Annotated in this window: 19 protein-coding genes; 10 read left to right on the top strand and 9 right to left on the bottom strand. The window is 47.0% G+C overall.

The features are described from left to right. Positions 1-14 precede the first annotated feature (14 nt). The 3 genes from SY83_RS06145 (at position 15) to SY83_RS06135 (ending at position 2,542) form a co-directional block, all read left to right on the top strand. The gene (locus SY83_RS06145) at positions 15-911 is read left to right on the top strand and encodes an AraC family transcriptional regulator (protein WP_068610940.1); all 897 of its coding nucleotides are present in this window, start codon (positions 15-17) and stop codon (positions 909-911) included. A 159-nt stretch (positions 912-1,070) separates the two neighbouring features. After that, positions 1,071-1,934, top strand: a complete 864-nt coding sequence (locus SY83_RS06140) for a sulfurtransferase (protein WP_157279922.1) — start codon at positions 1,071-1,073, stop codon at positions 1,932-1,934. Positions 1,935-2,137: 203 nt separating this feature from the next. After that, positions 2,138-2,542 carry a toll/interleukin-1 receptor domain-containing protein gene (locus SY83_RS06135; RefSeq protein WP_082882362.1) on the top strand — a complete coding sequence of 135 codons (405 nt, stop codon included), beginning with the start codon at positions 2,138-2,140 and terminating at the stop codon, positions 2,540-2,542. Between the two features lie 348 nt (positions 2,543-2,890). Here the strand turns inward: SY83_RS06135 and SY83_RS06130 are convergent, their stop codons facing one another. Continuing rightward, entirely contained in the window at positions 2,891-4,393 is a 1,503-nt protein-coding gene (locus SY83_RS06130; RefSeq protein WP_068605225.1) for a TIR domain-containing protein, read from the bottom strand. A gap of 560 nt (positions 4,394-4,953) precedes the next feature. Here SY83_RS06130 and SY83_RS06125 point away from each other — a divergent pair. Together SY83_RS06125 and SY83_RS06120 are read left to right on the top strand one after the other, a co-directional pair. Further along, the gene (locus SY83_RS06125) at positions 4,954-6,948 is read left to right on the top strand and encodes a DUF4365 domain-containing protein (protein ID WP_068605223.1); all 1,995 of its coding nucleotides are present in this window, start codon (positions 4,954-4,956) and stop codon (positions 6,946-6,948) included. Positions 6,949-7,137: 189 nt separating this feature from the next. Continuing rightward, positions 7,138-7,731 (top strand): YdeI/OmpD-associated family protein, encoded by a 594-nt coding sequence (locus tag SY83_RS06120; RefSeq protein WP_068605221.1) that lies wholly within the window; start codon positions 7,138-7,140, stop codon positions 7,729-7,731. A 93-nt stretch (positions 7,732-7,824) separates the two neighbouring features. Here SY83_RS06120 and SY83_RS22620 read toward each other — a convergent pair whose 3' ends face one another. Beyond that, on the bottom strand, positions 7,825-8,766 hold the full coding sequence (locus SY83_RS22620) for a hypothetical protein (RefSeq protein WP_082882360.1): 942 nt from the start codon (positions 8,764-8,766) through the stop codon (positions 7,825-7,827). Positions 8,767-8,927: 161 nt separating this feature from the next. Between SY83_RS22620 and SY83_RS06110 the strand changes: the two genes are divergently transcribed. The 3 genes from SY83_RS06110 to SY83_RS06100 all read left to right on the top strand — a co-directional run bounded on the left by SY83_RS06110 (position 8,928) and on the right by SY83_RS06100 (position 10,628). Further along, a complete protein-coding gene (locus SY83_RS06110) occupies positions 8,928-9,626 on the top strand; it encodes a CTP synthase C-terminal region-related (seleno)protein (protein WP_068605220.1) in 699 nt (232 codons plus the stop codon). A gap of 191 nt (positions 9,627-9,817) precedes the next feature. After that, on the top strand, positions 9,818-10,420 hold the full coding sequence (locus SY83_RS06105) for a TetR/AcrR family transcriptional regulator (RefSeq protein WP_068605218.1): 603 nt from the start codon (positions 9,818-9,820) through the stop codon (positions 10,418-10,420). Next, positions 10,401-10,628 (top strand): hypothetical protein, encoded by a 228-nt coding sequence (locus SY83_RS06100; protein ID WP_068605216.1) that lies wholly within the window; start codon positions 10,401-10,403, stop codon positions 10,626-10,628. The genes SY83_RS06105 and SY83_RS06100 overlap by 20 nt, the downstream gene beginning before the upstream one ends. 60 nt (positions 10,629-10,688) lie before the next feature. On the opposite strand, the gene SY83_RS06095 is transcribed toward SY83_RS06100, so the two are convergent. From SY83_RS06095 to SY83_RS06080, 4 genes are read right to left on the bottom strand one after another with little or no spacing between them, the layout of a single operon-like run. Next, positions 10,689-11,456 (bottom strand): ABC transporter permease, encoded by a 768-nt coding sequence (locus SY83_RS06095; protein ID WP_068605214.1) that lies wholly within the window; start codon positions 11,454-11,456, stop codon positions 10,689-10,691. Positions 11,457-11,460: 4 nt separating this feature from the next. After that, entirely contained in the window at positions 11,461-12,219 is a 759-nt protein-coding gene (locus tag SY83_RS06090; RefSeq protein WP_068605213.1) for an ABC transporter ATP-binding protein, read from the bottom strand. 14 nt (positions 12,220-12,233) lie between these two features. After that, positions 12,234-13,100, bottom strand: a complete 867-nt coding sequence (locus SY83_RS06085; protein ID WP_068605211.1) for a pentapeptide repeat-containing protein — start codon at positions 13,098-13,100, stop codon at positions 12,234-12,236. Between the two features lie 14 nt (positions 13,101-13,114). Continuing rightward, a complete protein-coding gene (locus SY83_RS06080) occupies positions 13,115-13,444 on the bottom strand; it encodes a PadR family transcriptional regulator (protein WP_068605210.1) in 330 nt (109 codons plus the stop codon). 167 nt (positions 13,445-13,611) lie between these two features. Here SY83_RS06080 and SY83_RS06075 point away from each other — a divergent pair, with 167 nt between their 5' ends. Then, positions 13,612-14,874 (top strand): MFS transporter, encoded by a 1,263-nt coding sequence (locus SY83_RS06075; RefSeq protein ID WP_068605208.1) that lies wholly within the window; start codon positions 13,612-13,614, stop codon positions 14,872-14,874. Positions 14,875-14,897: 23 nt separating this feature from the next. On the opposite strand, the gene SY83_RS06070 is transcribed toward SY83_RS06075, so the two are convergent. Further along, positions 14,898-16,043 carry a DUF418 domain-containing protein gene (locus SY83_RS06070; RefSeq protein WP_068605206.1) on the bottom strand — a complete coding sequence of 382 codons (1,146 nt, stop codon included), beginning with the start codon at positions 16,041-16,043 and terminating at the stop codon, positions 14,898-14,900. Between the two features lie 266 nt (positions 16,044-16,309). Between SY83_RS06070 and SY83_RS06065 the strand changes: the two genes are divergently transcribed. Beyond that, a complete protein-coding gene (locus SY83_RS06065; protein WP_068605205.1) occupies positions 16,310-17,212 on the top strand; it encodes a phytanoyl-CoA dioxygenase family protein in 903 nt (300 codons plus the stop codon). Between the two features lie 50 nt (positions 17,213-17,262). Here SY83_RS06065 and SY83_RS06060 read toward each other — a convergent pair whose 3' ends face one another. Beyond that, entirely contained in the window at positions 17,263-18,198 is a 936-nt protein-coding gene (locus SY83_RS06060; RefSeq protein WP_068605203.1) for an NHL repeat-containing protein, read from the bottom strand. A 107-nt stretch (positions 18,199-18,305) separates the two neighbouring features. Next, the gene (locus tag SY83_RS06055) at positions 18,306-18,941 is read right to left on the bottom strand and encodes a hypothetical protein (RefSeq protein WP_068605202.1); all 636 of its coding nucleotides are present in this window, start codon (positions 18,939-18,941) and stop codon (positions 18,306-18,308) included. Positions 18,942-19,106: the final 165 nt, after the last annotated feature.

Genomic DNA, 19,106 nt, shown 5'->3' with positions numbered 1-19,106 from the left:
AGAAGGGTTGGGTCATGGAGAAGTACGTTGAAGAATTGGGGCATTTGCCCGATGTGCGCGTATCGTTTCGGCTTATGGGTCTGCATGTACGCAAGGTGGATTCGGATTGGACCTATCCTTCGCATGAACACCCCCTGTTTGAGGTTCACTGGATTGTTGAGGGGACGCACGGCATGGTGGTAAACGGAAAGCGATATGATCAGGGCGCAGGCGATATGCTGGTGATTCACCCGGGGATGACTCATTCCTGTGTCAGCGTTCAACCGGCGGGGGCGACGTATTTCTGTGTGCATTTTCAGATTGATGATCAGGCTTTGTTGGAAGCTTTATTGCGTCAGAAGGAGGTTTATTTTCCAAGAGGGTCTGATTTTGCCGTAGAAATTACGCCATCCTTGGAGTCTCTCTGTACCATCGCTCGGGAGAACAAAGGCGCGGGGTTGCCGGTGCATCAGCAGATGAAAGCTTACGCGGCGGTGTTTGAGTTATTTGGCGCACTGGGGGAACAGTTGTCTCAGCACCATCTCCAGGTACGGTCCGAGTCGGAACGGCTGGCAGGTCTAATCGCGCAAAAGATCGAAGCGTCCGTCCAGAACATCCTCCTCCACGGAAGCAACGAGAACGACCGCGTGACCCTTGCCGAGATGGCAGGGGACTTGAACATCAGTGTATCGCATATGAACCGCACGTTTCGCAAGGTACTCGGGCAATCGCCCAGGCAGTATATGTCGTCGCTGATGCTGAAGGAAGCCCAGTTTATGTTGCGGCAGTTTAGCGTCTCGATCGATGAAATTTCTCTGTTGCTGGGATACAAGACGACGGGGCACTTCAGCCGTCAGTTTAAGCGTTGGACCGGGGAGGCGCCGAGTGAGTATCGGAAGGGTTTTGTAAGGCGGAGTGGTAACGTGGGGTAAAACTTGCGGTTTGCCGGTGGGATAAGGTATGTTTGGAGGAAAGAAGCGGGTTTGGCAGGGGCGGATTAGACGGCTGGTGTGAGCTCGGCTAGGGTACCTGAAGGTCAAGTAAATGACATGGTGTGTAATGATGATGCGAAAGAAGAGGGGATGATTGTTATGAGTCAAAATGTGGTTTCGGTCAACTGGGTGCTGGCGCGTATGTACGAACCGGATGTGGTGATTGTGGATTGTCGGTTTGCTTTGGGTAAACCGGAGTCAGGGCAAGCAGCTTATGAAGAGGAGCATATTCCCGGCGCGCTGTATCTGGACCTGGAGCGGGATCTATCCGGTCCGAAGGAAGAGGACGGCAGCGGGGGTCGTCATCCGTTACCGGATGCGGCGACGCTGGCTGGCCGATTAGGCCGCGCGGGCATTAGCAACGAGACGCGGGTCGTTGCTTATGACGACCAGGGCGGTGCGATGGCGTCCCGGCTGTGGTGGCTGATGAAGTACCTCGGTCATGAGACCGTGTACGTCATGGACGCGGGCTTCTCCGCTTGGAAGAACGCGGGGTTGCCGACGACGTCGGACGTGCGGGTGCCGATTCCGGCACAGTTCGTGGCATCCGTGCAGCATAATCTGCTGGCGGATATGTACGATGTGCAGGGAGCCATTGGGCGCGAGGGTGTGACGCTGGTGGATTCGCGCGAAGGCGCGCGGTACCGCGGCGAGGTGGAGCCGATTGACGCAGTCGCCGGGCATATCCCGGGGGCGCGGAATTATTTCTGGGGCGAGGGGCGCGATGCCGCTGGGCTCTGGAAATCAGCGGAGGCGCAGGCCGAGCGGTTCTCGAGCTTGTCCAAGGATGGCGAGCTGATCGTGTACTGCGGCTCGGGCGTGACCGCGTGCCCGAACGTGATGGCGCTGCAGGACGCCGGCTTCACGAAGGTGAAGCTGTATGCGGGGAGCTGGAGTGACTGGATTAGTTACGTGTCCAACCCCATAGACGTCGGGGATAAAGGAGCCCGACCCGTCCTGTAAGTATTTTCACGAACCGAGTGTTGACTCGGGGTTGACTTCGGGGCACAAAAAATACATCGCCAGGGCATATAAGCCATATGGCGATGTATTCACTATTTACACACTGCTATGCCTTGTTCGGTTCGAGCTACTTAGATACCAGCAACAATTAGCAAAAGAAATAGAATACGAGAACAAAAAGCAACCTTGTTGCCCAAAAGAAGATGGAACAAAGGTTGATTTCTACCCAACAGAACCTAACTAGAGAATTAGAATATCAGAGAAATATAATTCAGGAAAACAATATCATTCCTAATACAGTCGTGGCAACGAATGTGATAATGATTGAAAAACATGAACCCATGTACGATGTCTTTATCTCTCATGCTAGTGAAGATAAAGATGAATTTGTTCGGCCACTTGCGGAAGAGTTAAGTCGAATTGGTGTAAATGTTTTGTATGATGTGCATTCAATTATATGGGGAGATAGTTTGCGGCAATCCATAGATAGAGGATTGGCCAACTCTAAGTATGGGGTTATTGTCATATCCTCGTCGATTATAAACAAACGCTGGCCTGCCTACGAACTTGATGGATTGATTGCTAGGGAAATGGAAGGCCGGGCATAAGGTTTCAAAAACCGAAGTCATGAATTACAGTCCTACGTAGCAAACAAACTGGCATTGAATTCTTCAATTCATGAAATCTCAGAAATAGCAAAACAATTGAAGGACATGATATAGAATCCCTTTTATGTATGGTGTGGATGTAATTAACTATTAAAAGTTCACTTCCTGCCGGTGAATCAGCCGGCATTTTCATCGCTTCAACTGCAACTTTCGCCCATATAGGCACCTTACTCAAGGCTGTTATTATTATTTTATATACCTAATTGACATATGACAAAGTGGTAATAAAAAAGAAGCTCCTAAATGGGCTTCTCCATTTTGACGTTTGTCTAATATCTTTATTCTGCGTTACTGTTCACTGTTTGCTGATATTCTTACTTCAGCAATTTTTTGAATTAATTTATCAACAATATAGTTGGCTTGTTCAGTAAGATCTTTATCTCGATTGTATTCAATGCCGCCGTATTTTCTTGTTTCATCAAATAGACTTGGAGGAGCATACGAGAACCAAATTGGAATTACAGAATTTTCACCAAACCTGTGTTTGAATTGCTCGGATTCAAACTTTGTCCAAATCCTTTTTGGGTACTCTGGACCAAGTAAAACTACAACGAATTGGGCTTCAGTACGATAAATTGGACTTAAATAATCCTCAACGTTCTCCGCAAGTATACGAGCTTGTTCATTTTTATCATAAAAGACGGACAACTCCTCTACGGAGAGTCCTTCAAAAATGGCCTCTGCTACATCTCTATCTGATCCTGCAAAAGATAAAGCAAAATCATAACTGGTTTTGAAAGTAATGCTACTATATCCAACTTGACGAGCAAATTTATTCCAAAGAATGTTTCTAATATAATAAACAAATTTTGGGTCTTCCACACTAAGGGTATTCGTGAGGTTATCAAAGTGCAAAACTTCACTAAATAAATCTTTGTGCTCACCATTTAAAAAACTATCTAGAAACCCCTTGTCAACAACTTGACCAACGCTACCTCTTTGTTCTGGATTATCGCGAATCGCCTGCACTAAATCTAATGTCCATTCATTACCAACGGCAAGCCAATGTAGAATGTGAAGATATGGTGCACGACCTTCTCGTCGCAACTTTGGTCCTGTAGCAAATTCTCGCGCGGCTAAATAAAATTGACGTCCCAAATCTTCAAAAACTTTCTCACGAACCAGGTCGAAACTTATTTCTACATGGTTATGTTCAGTTTCAGCTTCAAGGATATTAGCAGCAAGGCAAGTTTCGTAGCATAAAAGCTGGGCAATATGAAAACTACCATTTGCTTCTCTTGCAATTTCTTCCTTAGTATTTAAATTGATTTTTAGGGCACCTTCGCCATTAGTAATTAATTCAATAACCTTATCAATAGGATTAGTTTCAAACCTAATTGTATCAATACGGTTATTTAAATCAGGGGCGAAACTTACTAGAGAATCACCTGCCTTATTTATGCCAACAATGACTATCTTACTGTTTTCAGCATCTTCGTCAGCTAGAGTTTTCATGAAGTCAGCTATTGCTTGTTTTGTCTGATCATTTAATCTATGAAAATCATCAATAATAGCAGTGCCGAAATTTTTTTCATTTGGCAAATTTTCAATCCTTGCTCTATCTTCATTCTTTCTCGCTGAGAGCTTAATAACTGTAGAACCTGTGCCCAGTTCTTCTATGGCTTTAATAATACTTGTAGTTTTACCAATACCAGAAGGTCCTTCAACAACAAGACCTCTTCCCTTTGTGCGAAGAGCGACGTAAAGTCTTTGGTATTCGGTAGGTCTAACAAAGGTATATGTTGGTATTCCAGAACGTTTGTATACATCTTCAAGTAAAGGTTGTGGCAAAAGTAATCTCCCCAATTCTCCCAATAGTATAGTAAAAAAATACCATAATAGATTGGCGATTTCAATTGCTTTTTAACTTACCCTTATAGACAACTTGGAGAGTCGTATGAAAAGTAAGTTCGACAGCTGGAGCGAATGGATTTCTTGGGAAGATAATCCCGTTATTATCGGAGACGAAGAGAAACCCAAGGATGTATAACATTATATAAATTTTAAAGAAGAGCAAGGTGAGTTTGTCGCCGTCACTCTGTATTTTTTATGGAGTAAAATCAACGTAGAGTCAACACTGGTTCGGTGAAAATACTTGTCTGCATGCAATTACAAGCGACGGTTCTATTGGAGAATACATACCAAGAAGTGCCGCACGAAACCCACTATATATCAGTTTTGGACATGGGATTCGTAAAAAATCAACAAGCGTTACATATGAAGAAAATGGTCAACGACAATTCAACAGTAGACCTTTAGATCATTGGAACTGTAAAACGAATAAAGATGGTAAGTTTTTTTAAAAGAACCTGTGTTATATTATGGACAAAATGGTTAAGGAGGACAAAATAATGGATAATCTTCCCAAAAGCGCAGAATCACATGATAAAGAAAGAAGATCGAAACTAGCTTTTGACCTAATCGTTCCAGACCATTTATTTCTGGTTCGTGATGAAGCAGGCGGAGATTATGGTGTTGATAAGATTTTAGAATTGAAATTAGTAGGTACACATATGTCAAACTTTCGTTCCCATATACAGTTGAAATGCACTTCTAAAACAAGAAGTGCTAACGGTTCTATCACATTTTCAGTTCCTATAAAAACCTTGAGTTATTTATTAAACCAACCAAACTCTCTATTTGTTGTTTATATTGAATCCGAGAACATCTTCATGTGGGAATGGATCATAGAAATTGCGCAATATGCAACTGCCCAGAATATTGATATTACAACAACAAACAATCAAACGCTTAATTATCATTTTATAAGAGAACTTAGATTAAGCGATTTTACTGAAATACATAAACAAATTAATCATTCGGGAGTATTGGTAAAACAAATATCAGAGTATATTAAAATATCTAATGCGAGTGAAAAAATAAGTTTAAATATTATCTCTGAGTCTGTTACAGATGTAAAGAATATAGTAGCGGATATTAAAAAGTATGGAATTGCATTTTCAAATAGTGGAGAATATAACTTGCTCTATGAGATGATCTCCAGGGTACCAAATATATTCAAGTCAGAGGATCCCGATTATTGTGTAGTTGTAGCATACTTAAAATATTGTAATGGTGAATATTACGATGCGATGTCTTGGATTCCAAAGGGAAGAAGATTTAATGTTGTTTCTGAGAACTTAATGGAAGTGTCTGAGTACATTGAATTAACACTAAAGCTACTATTAGGCATTTGTAGTCCAGATATATATTCAGTTCAGTTTGATAGACTTTGCTTGAAGTACCCAAAATCACTCATCACATTACAACATAGATTTTTTGAATATAAAGACAGACTAGTCGAAGCAGATCATACACTAAAAAACGAGTTTAGATTACTTCAAAAGGAATTTGAAAATATTGTATTAACTATAAGAAATCATGAATCTACGAATTCTATTTTATTAATAAATTTAGAAATTAACGAGTGGGAGATTACGGGTTTTCTATTACTAAGAGAGTTAAATTTTGCTCGGTTTAATATGGATGGTCGTGATAAGATAGGACATCCATTGTCATTAAGTGAAAGAGTTGATAGTGCAAATGAGTTTATCAAGAGAAATATTGAATGGTTGATGCGATTCGAATTCTTATATAAAACAGTAGCAGATGATATAATAAAAGCTCGACTTTATACGTCCTATGCCAATCTTCAAATGCAATTCATTTCTAGCGCAAGAATGAGCAATAAGGATAGTACTGATAATGGAAACGAGATGTTGAAAACAATCGTAAACTCGCTTCTGTATAATATAGAGATCTTAAGAAGTAATGGATACCTACATGAGTTATTACGTGCTTATATGTCACTAGCTGAATGTTATCAAGGACTTGGGTTACCTGATGAAGCGATTGGTATTGTTAATGATGTAATGGAGAATGCAGATAGCATAGGATTGGTGAAAGTTGTTTCTTATTGCAAGGCTTTTCTTGATGGGATATTTATATTTAACTTTGAAAAATTAATTAACGATTCAATGAAGGACAATATTTTTTTATCTGACCTATCTGATAAAGAACTAAATAAATATGCACGGCAAATGTTAGAACTACTTGGTTTATCTGACGATAGATTGCCTAACTTATTAATAGAATATTTTTGGTTACGAGATGATGAAGTCTCTGGATTGAATTTTTGTCGACATCTCCATACACACCAAGACCTTGAACACACACTTAGCCTTGAAACGATGTATTTAATTAACCCAAACAGAAAGTTTGTTTGTAGAAAGTTCGGTTATCAATCTTCTATGGGTCATGATAGAAAAATTCTGAGCAGAAGATTTAAATCAAGCTTTTGTTTGGCTTGCGAATATAAAGAGACTTTACATAATGGTATTGATTAGATATGGACTTTTTAAATTGGTTAGCTAAGAAATCCGAGAGCTGGAGCGATTGGATTAGTTATGAGGGGAATCCGGTGGCTGTGGGGAATGAAGAAGACCAGAGCAAAGCATAGCAGTATGCAAATTGTAAATACATCGCGAAGTAGCCTATACGCCCTGGCCACAGATTCATAAAAAGGTGTGAAACTCATGACTAACGAAGTATTCAACGGCGTAGCTGCCTTCCACGCACAAGATCGCGAGGCATGGCGCTCCTGGCTGGAGCAGCATCACGATCAGGAAAAGAGTGTATGGCTTATTATATATCGCAAGCAGAGTGAGACGCCGAGTGTGTACTATGATGAAGCCGTGGATGAGGCGCTATGCTATGGGTGGATTGACAGCACGCCGCGGAAGCGGGACGAGGAGAGTTATTATCAGTTTTTTGCACGGAGAAATCCCAAGAGTAACTGGAGTAAGGTGAACAAGGAGAAAGTGGAGCGGCTGACGGCAGAAGGGCGAATGACTGCCTCCGGACTGGCATCCGTGAAGCTTGCGAAAGAGACCGGCACATGGACGGCACTGGATGAGGTCGAGAATTTGACGATTCCGGATGACTTAAAGGCTGCCTTCAATGCTAACGAGCAGGCGTGGAACCATTTTGACGCCTTCTCTCGATCCTCGAAGCGAGGCATCCTGGAATGGATTCAGAATGCCAAGCGTCCGGAAACGCGCAAGAAGCGAGTGGAGCAGACCGTGGCACTAGCGACAGACAACATTAAGTCGAATCACCCTCGTCCATAGCCAGTCGCTGGTTGCGACCACTAGCGGGCCATATGTGCTTGGCGTTGTAACAAAGAAGGCTTCGCTGCCCTAGGGTTGCGAAGCCTTCTATCATTAATCCAGCGATACCTTCTCCTGCAGGAAGGTCTCAACCGCTTCGGACTTTTTGAAATCGGAAGCTTCAGCAATGCTCATGAACGTAGCTAACAGCTGTAGGAGCGGGCTAGCCGTCGCCGGGTTGCGTTTCAGCACGGCACTATAACCGATCCGGGCATTCGCGCGCATAACCTCTTCGCCGTCATAGTCGAACAGCGGTGTGTTGCTCGGACTGTAGAAGATCATGTATTTCGTTTCTCTGAACAGGTTGGCGACCTGTACGTAGCGGTTCGACTTCGGATACTTCGCCATGAATTGCTCCAGCGCAAGTCCGCGGTTCACCAACTCCTGGTAGCCAATCGCGAGCGCGGCGTCGTTGGTTGAAGGACGGAGAGTCTGAGCTGCCATAATATCGATGTACGCTTGAAGGTCCGCCGTAACATACTTCTTGTACTTGATCAGATCTGTGTAATCTACCACCGGATAAATGATTCCTTCAGAGGAGTGCTGACGGTACCCGCTGGAAGCGGCCAGTTGCAGCAACTTGCGCAACTGCGGGTCACGTGTACGACTTAGCGTCGAAGCAAAATCCTCCTTGTACACATACACTTTCATCAACTTCTCCGATACTTGTGGAGTGAACCTGGCTTCCATCCGCGGCAGCTCCGCCTTCAGTGCATTCTCCAGTTGGAGCACCATCGCCGTCGCCTGATAGTTGGTTGCTTGATGAATATGCGCGTTCAGGTAGGTAATGGCCTGAGGCAACCCGCCGGGCTTACGCAACAGAGTGTTGAAGGTGTTGTACACTTTGGCTGACGAGGATACGGTGACCGCGGATGCGGCAGCAACCGGACCAGAGGATGCAAGAGCGAACGCACTGCCGGCATGAACCGTCAAGGCTGCAACAGCAATAGCTGCAAGGGCTGTGCGCCGGGATAAGACACGATGGAACGCGAGCATAGACAATCTCCTCCTGATATTGAATTACCTTATATAACGCATATAACCCATAATTGTTGCGTAAAAGCTTATGAAATCAGATTGACAAATATCCATTATCTAGCATAAAATCTCATTTTATATGTTCTTCATTAAACTCTTGATTAGCGAGGTGAGCAGCGATGATTCGTGTAGCGTTAATCGGTGACTATGATCCACAGGTCGTAGCGCATGTGGCAATTCCTCAGGCTATTGAATTAGCGGCGAATGATCTTGGAATTGTTGTCGACTTCGAGTGGATTGCAACTACTGTACTGGAAGAAGGTTTCGAACAGAGGTTGGCGAAGTATCAGGCGATCTGGTGGACCGTTCCTGCAAGTCCTTATGCCAGTATGCAAGGAGCTCTTAACGGCATACGGTATGCTCGTGAGAATCAAGTGCCTTTCTTGGGGACGTGCGGCGGATTTCAACACATGATCATTGAATTCGCCAGAAATGCGCTGGGACTGCATGAAGCAGATCATGCCGAGGAAAACCCAGATGCATCCGTTCTGCTGGTTGCTCCTCTAACATGCTCGGTCAGTGAAAAAACGCAAAAATTCAGACTCGCTCCAGATTCAAAAGTTGCAACAGTGTACGGAACGAATGAAATTTCAGAGCAATATGGCACTTGTAATTATGGGTTAAATCCGGATTTTGCTTCACACTTAGAAAAGGCTGGTATTCGGATTGTCGGAGTTGATCATAATGGTGAAACTCGGATTATGGAATATAGCCAGCATCCCTTCTATGTCGGAGCATTATTTCAGCCTGAGCGGTCTGCTTTGAACAAAATTGTACATCCGTTAATTAAGGCTTTTATTCAAGCCGCAAATAAATAATTTCTAAATATTCATCAGGCCTAAGTTTAATTTATATTTTACTTGCAAAAAGACCGGGACCCACCCTCGTGGAATACCTCGGTCTTTTTGATGTGGCATGAATTTTGAATAGACTTGATTAATTAGTACGGTCGTACTAAAATATAAATATGAGCTTATATATAACCAGCATCTGAACGCAACGGAAAGGAGTGAAGCTTATCAATACCCGTGAACATATCCTGCATGCAGCTCAAGAGCTTTTGGCCAAATATGGATACTCGGGGTTTTCTCTTGGCTTGCTTTGCGAACATATGGAGATTAGCAAGGGCGTATTGACCTACCATTTTGCTCAGAAGGATATATTGTTTAGCGAACTTGTACAAACGTATTTCGGAGATGCCGCTGAATACATGGCAAAACACATGGTCATTACCGAAACCGCGCCTAAAGCGCTAGAGTCCTATATTTCTACCAATTTGCACTTCGTTTCCGATAACGCTATACGGACAATGGCTATGATTCAGATTATCGGAAACCATAGGAATAAGGCGGGCGAACTGGTCTTCTCGGGCACAGATAACCACGTATACCAACCTCTTATTGAAATTTTTCTTTATGGTCAGATGGAAGAAAAGAATTTCAGAATATTTGCCCCGGCGTTAATGGCGATGTTCGTCAGAAGTGCAATCGATGCGGTTAGCAACAGAATTGTAAACAACGAAATCCAGGATATGGACGAAACGATAGAAGAGACGGTACGAACTTTTATTCTTGCGACGAGGAGGGATGGACATGAGGAAAATACGCAATGACGGCTTGCAAGTGTTAGGTATCGTGTTAAGCCTTATCGGGCTGGCAACAATTGCTCAACCGTTGATTCGAGCGATCTTTGGTAAGCCGGTTTCCTATACATTTTTGGGATTATTGCCGGAAGGCTGGGCCTCGTTTGGCGCGTGGGCGTTCATATTGGTCATTGGGCTGATGTTAGTGTCTGTTACGAAGTCTCTTCCGAGAAAGTAAGTGGCAACCACAAGAGCATCGGCGTCAATTGCCAATGCTCTGTTTGTGACTTCCCGCACTTTAAACCCGCTTCTTATAAGCCCTCATTGCAAAAACATAAGCCACGAGCGTAATTCCCACACACCATGCAAGAGCGATCCAGATGTCATTGCCCACCGGCTGACTGGACAAAAGCGCGCGGATGGCTTCCACGATAGAAGTCACCGGCTGATTCTCGGCGAAGATGCGAACGGCTTTCGGCATCGTATCGGTAGGTACAAACGCCGAGCTGATGAATGGCAGGAAGATAATCGGGTAGGAGAAGGCGCTGGCGCCGTCCACGGTTTTGGCGGTTAGTCCGGCAATGGCCGCGACCCAGGTTAAGGCGAGTGTGAACAATGTGAGGATACCGGCTACGGCAAGCCAGGACAGCAGCCCAGCCGACGAGGAAAAGCCCATGATTAACGCTACGAGTATGATGACGACAACCGAAATCGCATTGGAGACCAGCGAGGTTAGCACATGCCCCCACAATAGAGCGGAGCTTGAAATCGGCATGGTGTGAAACCGCTCCAAGATGCCCCGTTGCACATCGGTGAACAGCCGGAAAGCCGTGTACGCCACACCGCTGGCAATCGCAATCAGCAGGATGCCGGGCAGCAGGTAATTCACATAGTTATCCGTTCCGGTTTCAATGGCGCCTCCGAATACATAGACGAACAGCAGCATCATCGCGATCGGCGTAATAGTCACCGTCATGATTGTGTCCACGCTGCGGGAAATATGGCGCATGGAGCGTCCTAGCATAACGCTCAAGTCGCTGATAAAGTGTTTTTTTGCTGCTTCCATTTACTTATGCCCCCTTCTTGCCAACGATCGCGAGGAATATTTCCTCTAATGTCGGCTGTTTCTCAACATACTCCACCTTCGCCGGTGGGAACCGTTTCTTCAACTCCGCCAAAGTGCCGCCTGCAATAATCTTTCCCTCGTGCAAAATGGCAATCCGGTCGGCCAACTGCTCAGCCTCTTCCAAATACTGAGTGGTGAGGAACACGGTGGTTCCGCCTTCGGAAAGCTCCTTCACAATCTTCCAAACCTCGATACGCGATTCGGGGTCAAGGCCTGTAGTCGGCTCGTCAAGGAACACGATCTGCGGTTTTCCCACGAGACTCAAAGCGATATCAAGCCTGCGGCGCATACCGCCTGAATACGTCGACGTCCTGCGGTCCGCAGCATCTGTCAGATTAAAGCGCTTAAGCATGTCATCTGCAACCTGTCGCGGATTGGGGAGGTAGCGGAGCTTGGCGATCATGATGAGATTCTCCCGGCCGGTCAAAATCTCATCCACTGCCGCAAACTGCCCGGTGAGGCTGATGGATTGCCTTACGCCGTCCGGATTGGTCACAACATCGTATCCGTTCACGGCGGCTGTTCCGCTATCCGGTTTCAGCAGCGTGGTGAGAATTCGGACAACCGTTGTCTTACCCGCTCCATTGGAGCCGAGCAGTGCGAATATACTGCCCTTCTCCACCTCGAAATCCACACCCTTCAGCACTTGCAGTTGCTTGTAGGATTTCTGCAATCCCTTCACTTGAATGGATTTATTGTTCATCTCGCTTCTCCTCCTTATTGAACCGTAACTTTGGACAAATCGGCTCCCATGCCTTTAAGCGAGGCGTAGGTCAGTTTATCCATGAACGCGCCGTCAAAGCAGATGGTCTTGATCCCGCGGTAATACTTATTGGTCAGCGAGAAGAACGCTTGGAACGAAACATTCTTGAGTGTAGCGCCCCTGAACGAAACATCGTTTACAGCCGACTTGTCAAATTTAACACCGATAAAGGTCTGCCCGTCAAAACGCTGCCCGCTCAAGTCGCAATGTTTAAAGTCTACGCCGTCAAACGTGCAGTTTTCAAAGATGGTTTTGGTAAGATCAGTCTTGCTTAGCGTGACGTCTCTCAGCTTAACGCCTTTAAATTGCGATCCTTCCAATCCGGAACTGCTGAAGTTAGTGCGTACCAGAATCGATTCATGGAAGCTTGCATTCGAAAGGTCAAGTGAGGATAAATGGCAGTCCGTCAAATTCGCCCCGTCAAAATTGGCTTCACGCATGTCACTGCTCTTAAACGAACTTCCGGTTAAGTCCGCGCCCGCGAAGTCGGTACCGCGTAACGCGCTTGCGTTAAATTGACCTTTGTGAGCGGTAACGCCTGCGAAATCGCTCTGCGCCAGATTACTCGCGCTGAAGTTTGTCACTACCTGACGCTCCAGTGAGCGCGAGAGGTTGGCGACCTCTAGGATCGTTTGCTCAATGTCGCCGATGCTTTCAATGGTCATCTGAAAAGCCGTTTCATCGTCCTTGCCCTCGGCTTTCAGTTCGTTAAACCGCTCCTGCAAATCAGACAGCAGGTCTGCCTTTAATTCAGTGACGCTCTTTACCCCGTCATATGGTGTGAAAACACCGTTTAGATAGTTGTTTAATTTCTGATTCATAATCGAAACACTCCTTATAATAAGTTTTTAAGAATACGTTTGGCATATTCCCAGTTGCTCTTGTTCTGTTCGTATGTCGTCTTGCCCTTATCTGTAATTCGGAAATACTTCCGTCGTCCGCCCTGGGATTCATCTCCCCAATACCACTCGATATCGCCTTCCGCTTCAAGCCGTCGAACGCTGGAGTACATTGTAGCTTCCTTTAATTCATACTCGCCGTCCGAGCGCTCGGCAATCAGCTTGACAATCTCGTAGCCATAGCGGTCAGCTTCAGACAAGATCCGTAAAATCATCGTATCCGTATGTCCGCGCAGCAGGTCGGATGTGATCTTGTTCTCGCTCATACCATCACCTCCATATCTGTATAATACGGCATACTACTGTGACTGTCAAGGTACTATTTCAAATAAATTACTTTGCTCAAAAAACGTCATGGAAACACGTGAAATTTAGGGGGAAATAAGATACCATCAAAATAACTGGAAACTATAGTAGAAGGGCGGGGCGGCTGATGCAGGAACAGATCCAAAGTTATTACGATTCTCCAAAGAAACAGCGGGAACTTTACCGAAGAAGTCTGGTGATCGTTGTCATTGCGCAGATTTTTGGCGGTGCGGGTCTGGCGGCAGGCGTGACTGTAGGCGCGTTGCTTGCTCTGGATATGATGGGAACAGACAGTTTGGCCGGATTGCCTTCCGCGTTGATTACGTTAGGGTCTGCAGGTGCGGCCTTTATTGTGGGCCGGCTTTCCCAGAGGTGGGGGAGAAGGACGGGGCTAAGCGCGGGGTTCTTGGCAGGAGGTACAGGCGCGGCCGGAGTCGTCCTTGCGGCAGTCGCCGACAATCTGACGCTGCTCTTTATTTCCCTCGTTGTGTATGGTGCTGGAACATCTACAAATTTGCAGGCTAGGTATGCGGGAACAGACTTGGCGAAGCCGAAGGAACGGGCGAGGGCGATTAGCATAGCTATGGTATCTACGACATTCGGGGCTGTGGCAGGACCCAATCTGGTCCATGTTACGGGGGAGTTTGCAGAGTCTCTCGGGATACCGGCCTTGGCTGGACCTTTCCTGCTTGCGGCCGCCGCGTTCCTGTTGGCTGGCGGGATGATCTGGGCGTTTCTCCGGCCGGATCCCTTACTTGTTGCAATAGCTATAGCCAATAAGGATAAAGTTGTAGCAGGTGTTGCTCTAAACACAGAGGGAAGCGAAAAGATTACCCGTAACCGCGGGCTTCTCATCGGGACGACCGTTATGGTATTGACCCAGATCGTCATGGTTGCGCTGATGACCATGATGCCCGTCCACATGAGGCTTCACGGACACAGTATAAGTGAGGTGGGTTTGGTCATTGGTATACATATCGCGTGCATGTTTTTGCCTTCCTTAGTAACCGGAGCGCTGACGGATAAATTCGGGTATACGGCAATGTCCTATGCATCGGGAGGAACCTTGCTTGCTGCAGGCGCGCTAGGGGCGATCGTACCGTCCCATTCCATGCTGGGACTGGTGACAGCTTTGGCGCTGCTGGGAATCGGATGGAATTTCGGTCTGATCAGCGGCACAGCACAAATCATTCATGCTACAACCCCGGATACACGCGCCAAAACGCAAGGCTCCATCGAGGTGTTAGTCGCATTGGCAGGCGCGTCCGGCGGCGCTTTATCAGGTGTAATCGTATCCCACACCAGTTACGCTTTCCTTTCCCTTACAGGCAGCTTGCTCTCGCTGATGCTTATCCCTGTCATCCTCTATTCACGGGCCAAATCGACGTAATTAAGCGATGCCCGCCCGCAATTTTAAGAACGACGATAAACCAACCGCCGCAACAACACTTCCAAAGGTCCGTTCCGATTGCGCTTTTCCATCATTGCGGCCAAAAGAACAGAGAGTCCCCAGACCCCCAAGGCAATCAACGTCGCGGTTCCGTTGCTTGTCCGCCCGCCTAAGTCGAGAGCGACCGGCGACAGGAGCAGGACAAGAATCGCCTCATTCCACACGTAGAACGTCAGGGAGCGTTTCCCCAAAGCCGTGAGCGTAAAGGTGTACCGTCCGGGTTGTGTTAATTTGGCCCCGATGATACCGAATAGTGCCGCATATGCCAGCCCTCCCGCAAAGCCGGTGAGGATGTGAATGCCGTAAAGGATGCCGACTGTGAATAATGGAGGCTGCCAGCCCGTACCCACGAAGGTAAGAGGCAACGCTCCGGCTAAGGATACCGATAAGCCTATAGATGCGATAAAATAAAGAGTTTTTAACCGAAGCTCAGGGTTGGTTAACAGCCGGAATTTGGCGATCCACATGCCAAGCAGCACCGGCGGAAGAACCGGGAACATCAGATGGATCAGAACAGGAGTAATCGGAAACGTAAACAATCGCTCCAAGGTATAACTGAGGTAGGTATCCGTGGCGGCGAATTCCGGAGGAAAGCTGTAACTGCCGATATCTTGCATATTAAATCCCCATAGGATTGGGATCACCACAGCATAACATGCGGTGACAATTATAAATGTTCGTATTAACGCACGGTTGCTTCGAGGTAACAGCCAGCCAACGAGAAGGATGGCAATGCCGTAAGCCATGAATATATCCTGACCGCCAATCAGGACCGCCAAGGCGATCCCGAACAGAATGAGAACCCAGGAACGCCGCCGGAGGATGGCTAAAGCTTCTTTCCCGCTGAATCCCCTGGAGATTTGACTTTGGAAAGCAAGCACGATTCCATAGCCCAGGAGCACGGCAAACATCGCTCTGGCCCGGTTGTCAATCAAGAGTATACCGAACAGGTTTACGATTTGATCGAAGAAGGAGGCGCCAGCCACTCTTTGCAGCATTCCGGGCTCGGCGCCGTACAAGTAGAGAGGGGCATGCGCGAGGGTAATAAGCAGCAGCATGAACCCTCTGGCTAAATCCAAGGAAACGGCCCGTTGTTTAACTCCTGACATGTAATCTTCTCCCTCTATCCATAATTAATAGATATGCTCAGTAACAATGTATTTGACGGAATTCAGGTAGACAATCGCAAGACCGATCATAATCTCCTTCTATATTAACATGCTGTTTAAATCTCTCGCGATCTGACCCGAAAAATAGCACCCGTACCCGAAGAAAGACCCCTCGTAAAGCTATTTTGATTGGGATATAATTCGATAAGAAAAGGTTCTCATTCTGGCCAGTGAATCGAGTGACGTATGAAGGGGCGTGGAGTAAGGTGAGTTATTCCGTGTTGTCGAATGAGCAGGTGGAGCAGTTTAAAGAGCGCGGCTGGGTCAAGCTTGCGGAAGGGTTCCCGAGGGAGGTTGCCTTGGCTTGCCAGGACCTGGTGTGGGAGCGCATGAAGCCTATGGGTATGCTGAAGGATGATTCATCCACATGGACTAAACCGATGGTGCAGATCAATGAGGCCTATTCGCACGACGACTTCCAGCTGTGCAATACGAAGCGCTTGGCGGATGCCATAGAAGATTTAATCGGTGCCGGCCGTTGGGCGGAACGAAGTGTCTGCGGTGAGACGGAGCTTGTCGCAACTTATGGGTGGTGGCCGGTTAACTTCGCATTGGGAAGCGATAAGGCGTGGGATGTGCCGAAGGGCGGATGGCATTGGGACGGACAGCATTTCCGACATTACGTCGATAGCCCGGAGCAAGGGCTGTTGTGTCTGTGTTTATTTTCGGAAATTGGCACGCGCGGAGGCGGCACATTGGTTGCGGAAGGCTCCCACAAGATCGTCGCCAAGTACTTGTCCGCATTTCCGGACGGCACAGAGCAAGGACCCGCGATTGGCGCGGTGAATCGGAGTCATCCTTGGATGGCTGAACTGACGGGGGAGAGCGAGGAGAGCGGAGATGGTCGGAGCCGTGTGGAGAAGTTCATGACCGAGACGATTGATGCCGAAGGAGTCCGTCTTCGTGTCGTGGAAACGACCGGTTCACCGGGCGATGTCATCTTATGCCACCCGTTTCTGTACCACGCGCCCTCAGCCAATCACGCCGGAACGCCGAGATTTATGTGCAACCGTACAACGCCGCTAAAGGACCGGATGGAGTTTGATCGCACCGGAAATGAAGGGTATTCGCCGCTGGAGCTGAGTATTAAAGAGGCACTGAGCCTTTGATCAAAATAAAAGGCCTGAACCAACCCTGAGGGTTGTTCAGGCCTTGCTCATTATTTACGAAGTAACTTTGTAATGCGACCGTGCTGCGTCCACTCGGCAACGTAGATGTTACCGTCCGCATCGAAGCATACGCCGTGCGGGGAGCTGAAGCGGTTCGTGCGGAAGTAGTCCAGCGGAAGATCCGGCCAACCTTGCTGCTTGTAGGCCTGTTGATCTTCACCCAGATGCGCGATCAGTTGATCGTTCTTGTCCAGAATCGTGACCCGGCTGTGCAGATCAGGGAAAATCACTTCATCGCCATGATAGTAGAAGCTGCAAGGCGCGTCCATGTTCTCATCAATAATTCGTTTATACTGACCGTCCAATGTGAACACCTGAATCCGGTGGTTGCCGCGATCCGCTACATACAGCTCAGGCTCGCTATGACGCAGGTCCACTGAAATGCCGTGAGGGCAGTTCAGTTTGCCGATGTCGGAGCCTGCTCCGCCCCAGGAACGCAGCAAGGCGCCTTCCTGATTATATTGATGGATATAGTGTTGACCGTAACCGTCCGCAACGTAAATATCCCCGTTTGGCGCTACGGCAACGTCCGTAGGAATGAACTTGCGATCCGCATCGTAAATGTCAGGCAGATCCGGTGTCTCTATCGCCAGCAGAACCTTACCGTCCAACGTAGTCTTAACGACGCGGCCGGACATATCCGTCAGGTAGAAGAACTCCTCGCCGTCTTCTTGGTGCAAGAGAAAACCATGCGCTCTGCTTTCATATTCATCGCCCCAGGAAGATAGGTAGTTACCCTCGCTGTCGAATTTAACAACACTCGGCTTGTTCATATGGAATATATATACATTCCCAGCCGAGTCCACTTCAACACCATGCGTGTACCCCAGTGTGATGGTAGCGGGCAATTTCGCCCACCCTTCAGCCACTTCATATTGTCTGAATGCATTGCCGACCGTAACCGTTGCCGTTCCTGTTGCTGCCATTGATGGATCGCCTCCCATGTTTTGTAGTCTCAATGTAGACAATAATGAGCGCGTGAATAAAAGTCAATCCTTCTAAAGGAATAAATTACATAAATGACGCGTATCAGCTACATGCGGACAAGCCCTTCTGGCAATTCCCGTTCATAATGCTTGTACAGGACATATCGCTGTGCGCCTTTGGCAGTCCTCATCGCCTCCCCGGCGTGCCGCATCGCTTCGTTGCGGTTCCCCGCTTTAAGCTCGATTTCGGCCAGAATACTATGCTTCATCCACGGCTTCGTCAATTGCTCCGCCAAGGCTCTGGCCTCATCGGGACGTCTCTCTTCCAGTAGTATGGCGGTCTCATAATATATCCGGTAAGCAGCGGATTGTATTTCCCGTACGCTGTCTTTCACCGTGCTGACTTGGTCTTTATAAGCCGCATAAGAGCAGATCAATAAGGCTTGCCGCTGTTTGTTTTTATATTTGGCCAGCATAAGATTGTAGAGTTCTTCCACTTCCTCATCCTGTTTATTCGCCATAGCATAGATCAGGTTGACGGTGGGCTTAGCACGCTGCCCAAGGAGATACCTCTCCAACCGGTCAATTCTTGTCTCCAGAAACATCATATAGAGGTCGGGGAAAATCAGGATCAGAAAAGACAAGGCGAACACAATTCCGAGAATGAGGCCAATGTGCACATCCTGCCAAGTTAAGAGAAGAGTGAGCACGAAAACGAAGAGGTAGAATAGAATTTTGCGCAAGGTAGTGCCGATGAGAATCTCTCCTAACAGAATGTTAATTTTTTGGTCACAAGCATAGGTCTTTTATTGTAACACCGCGTCCGAAAGCCGTAAATATTGGTTCAGTCGGAATCATCGTCGCGACTATAACTTAATTGTTACCTGGACGAAAATCCGGCCAACGTG

It is taken from the genome of Paenibacillus swuensis, from assembly GCF_001644605.1.
GTDB lineage: Bacteria > Bacillota > Bacilli > Paenibacillales > DY6 > Paenibacillus_N > Paenibacillus_N swuensis.
The sequence above is the reverse complement of the archived record's forward strand: the minus strand, read 5'-3'. Positions and strand labels throughout refer to the sequence as shown.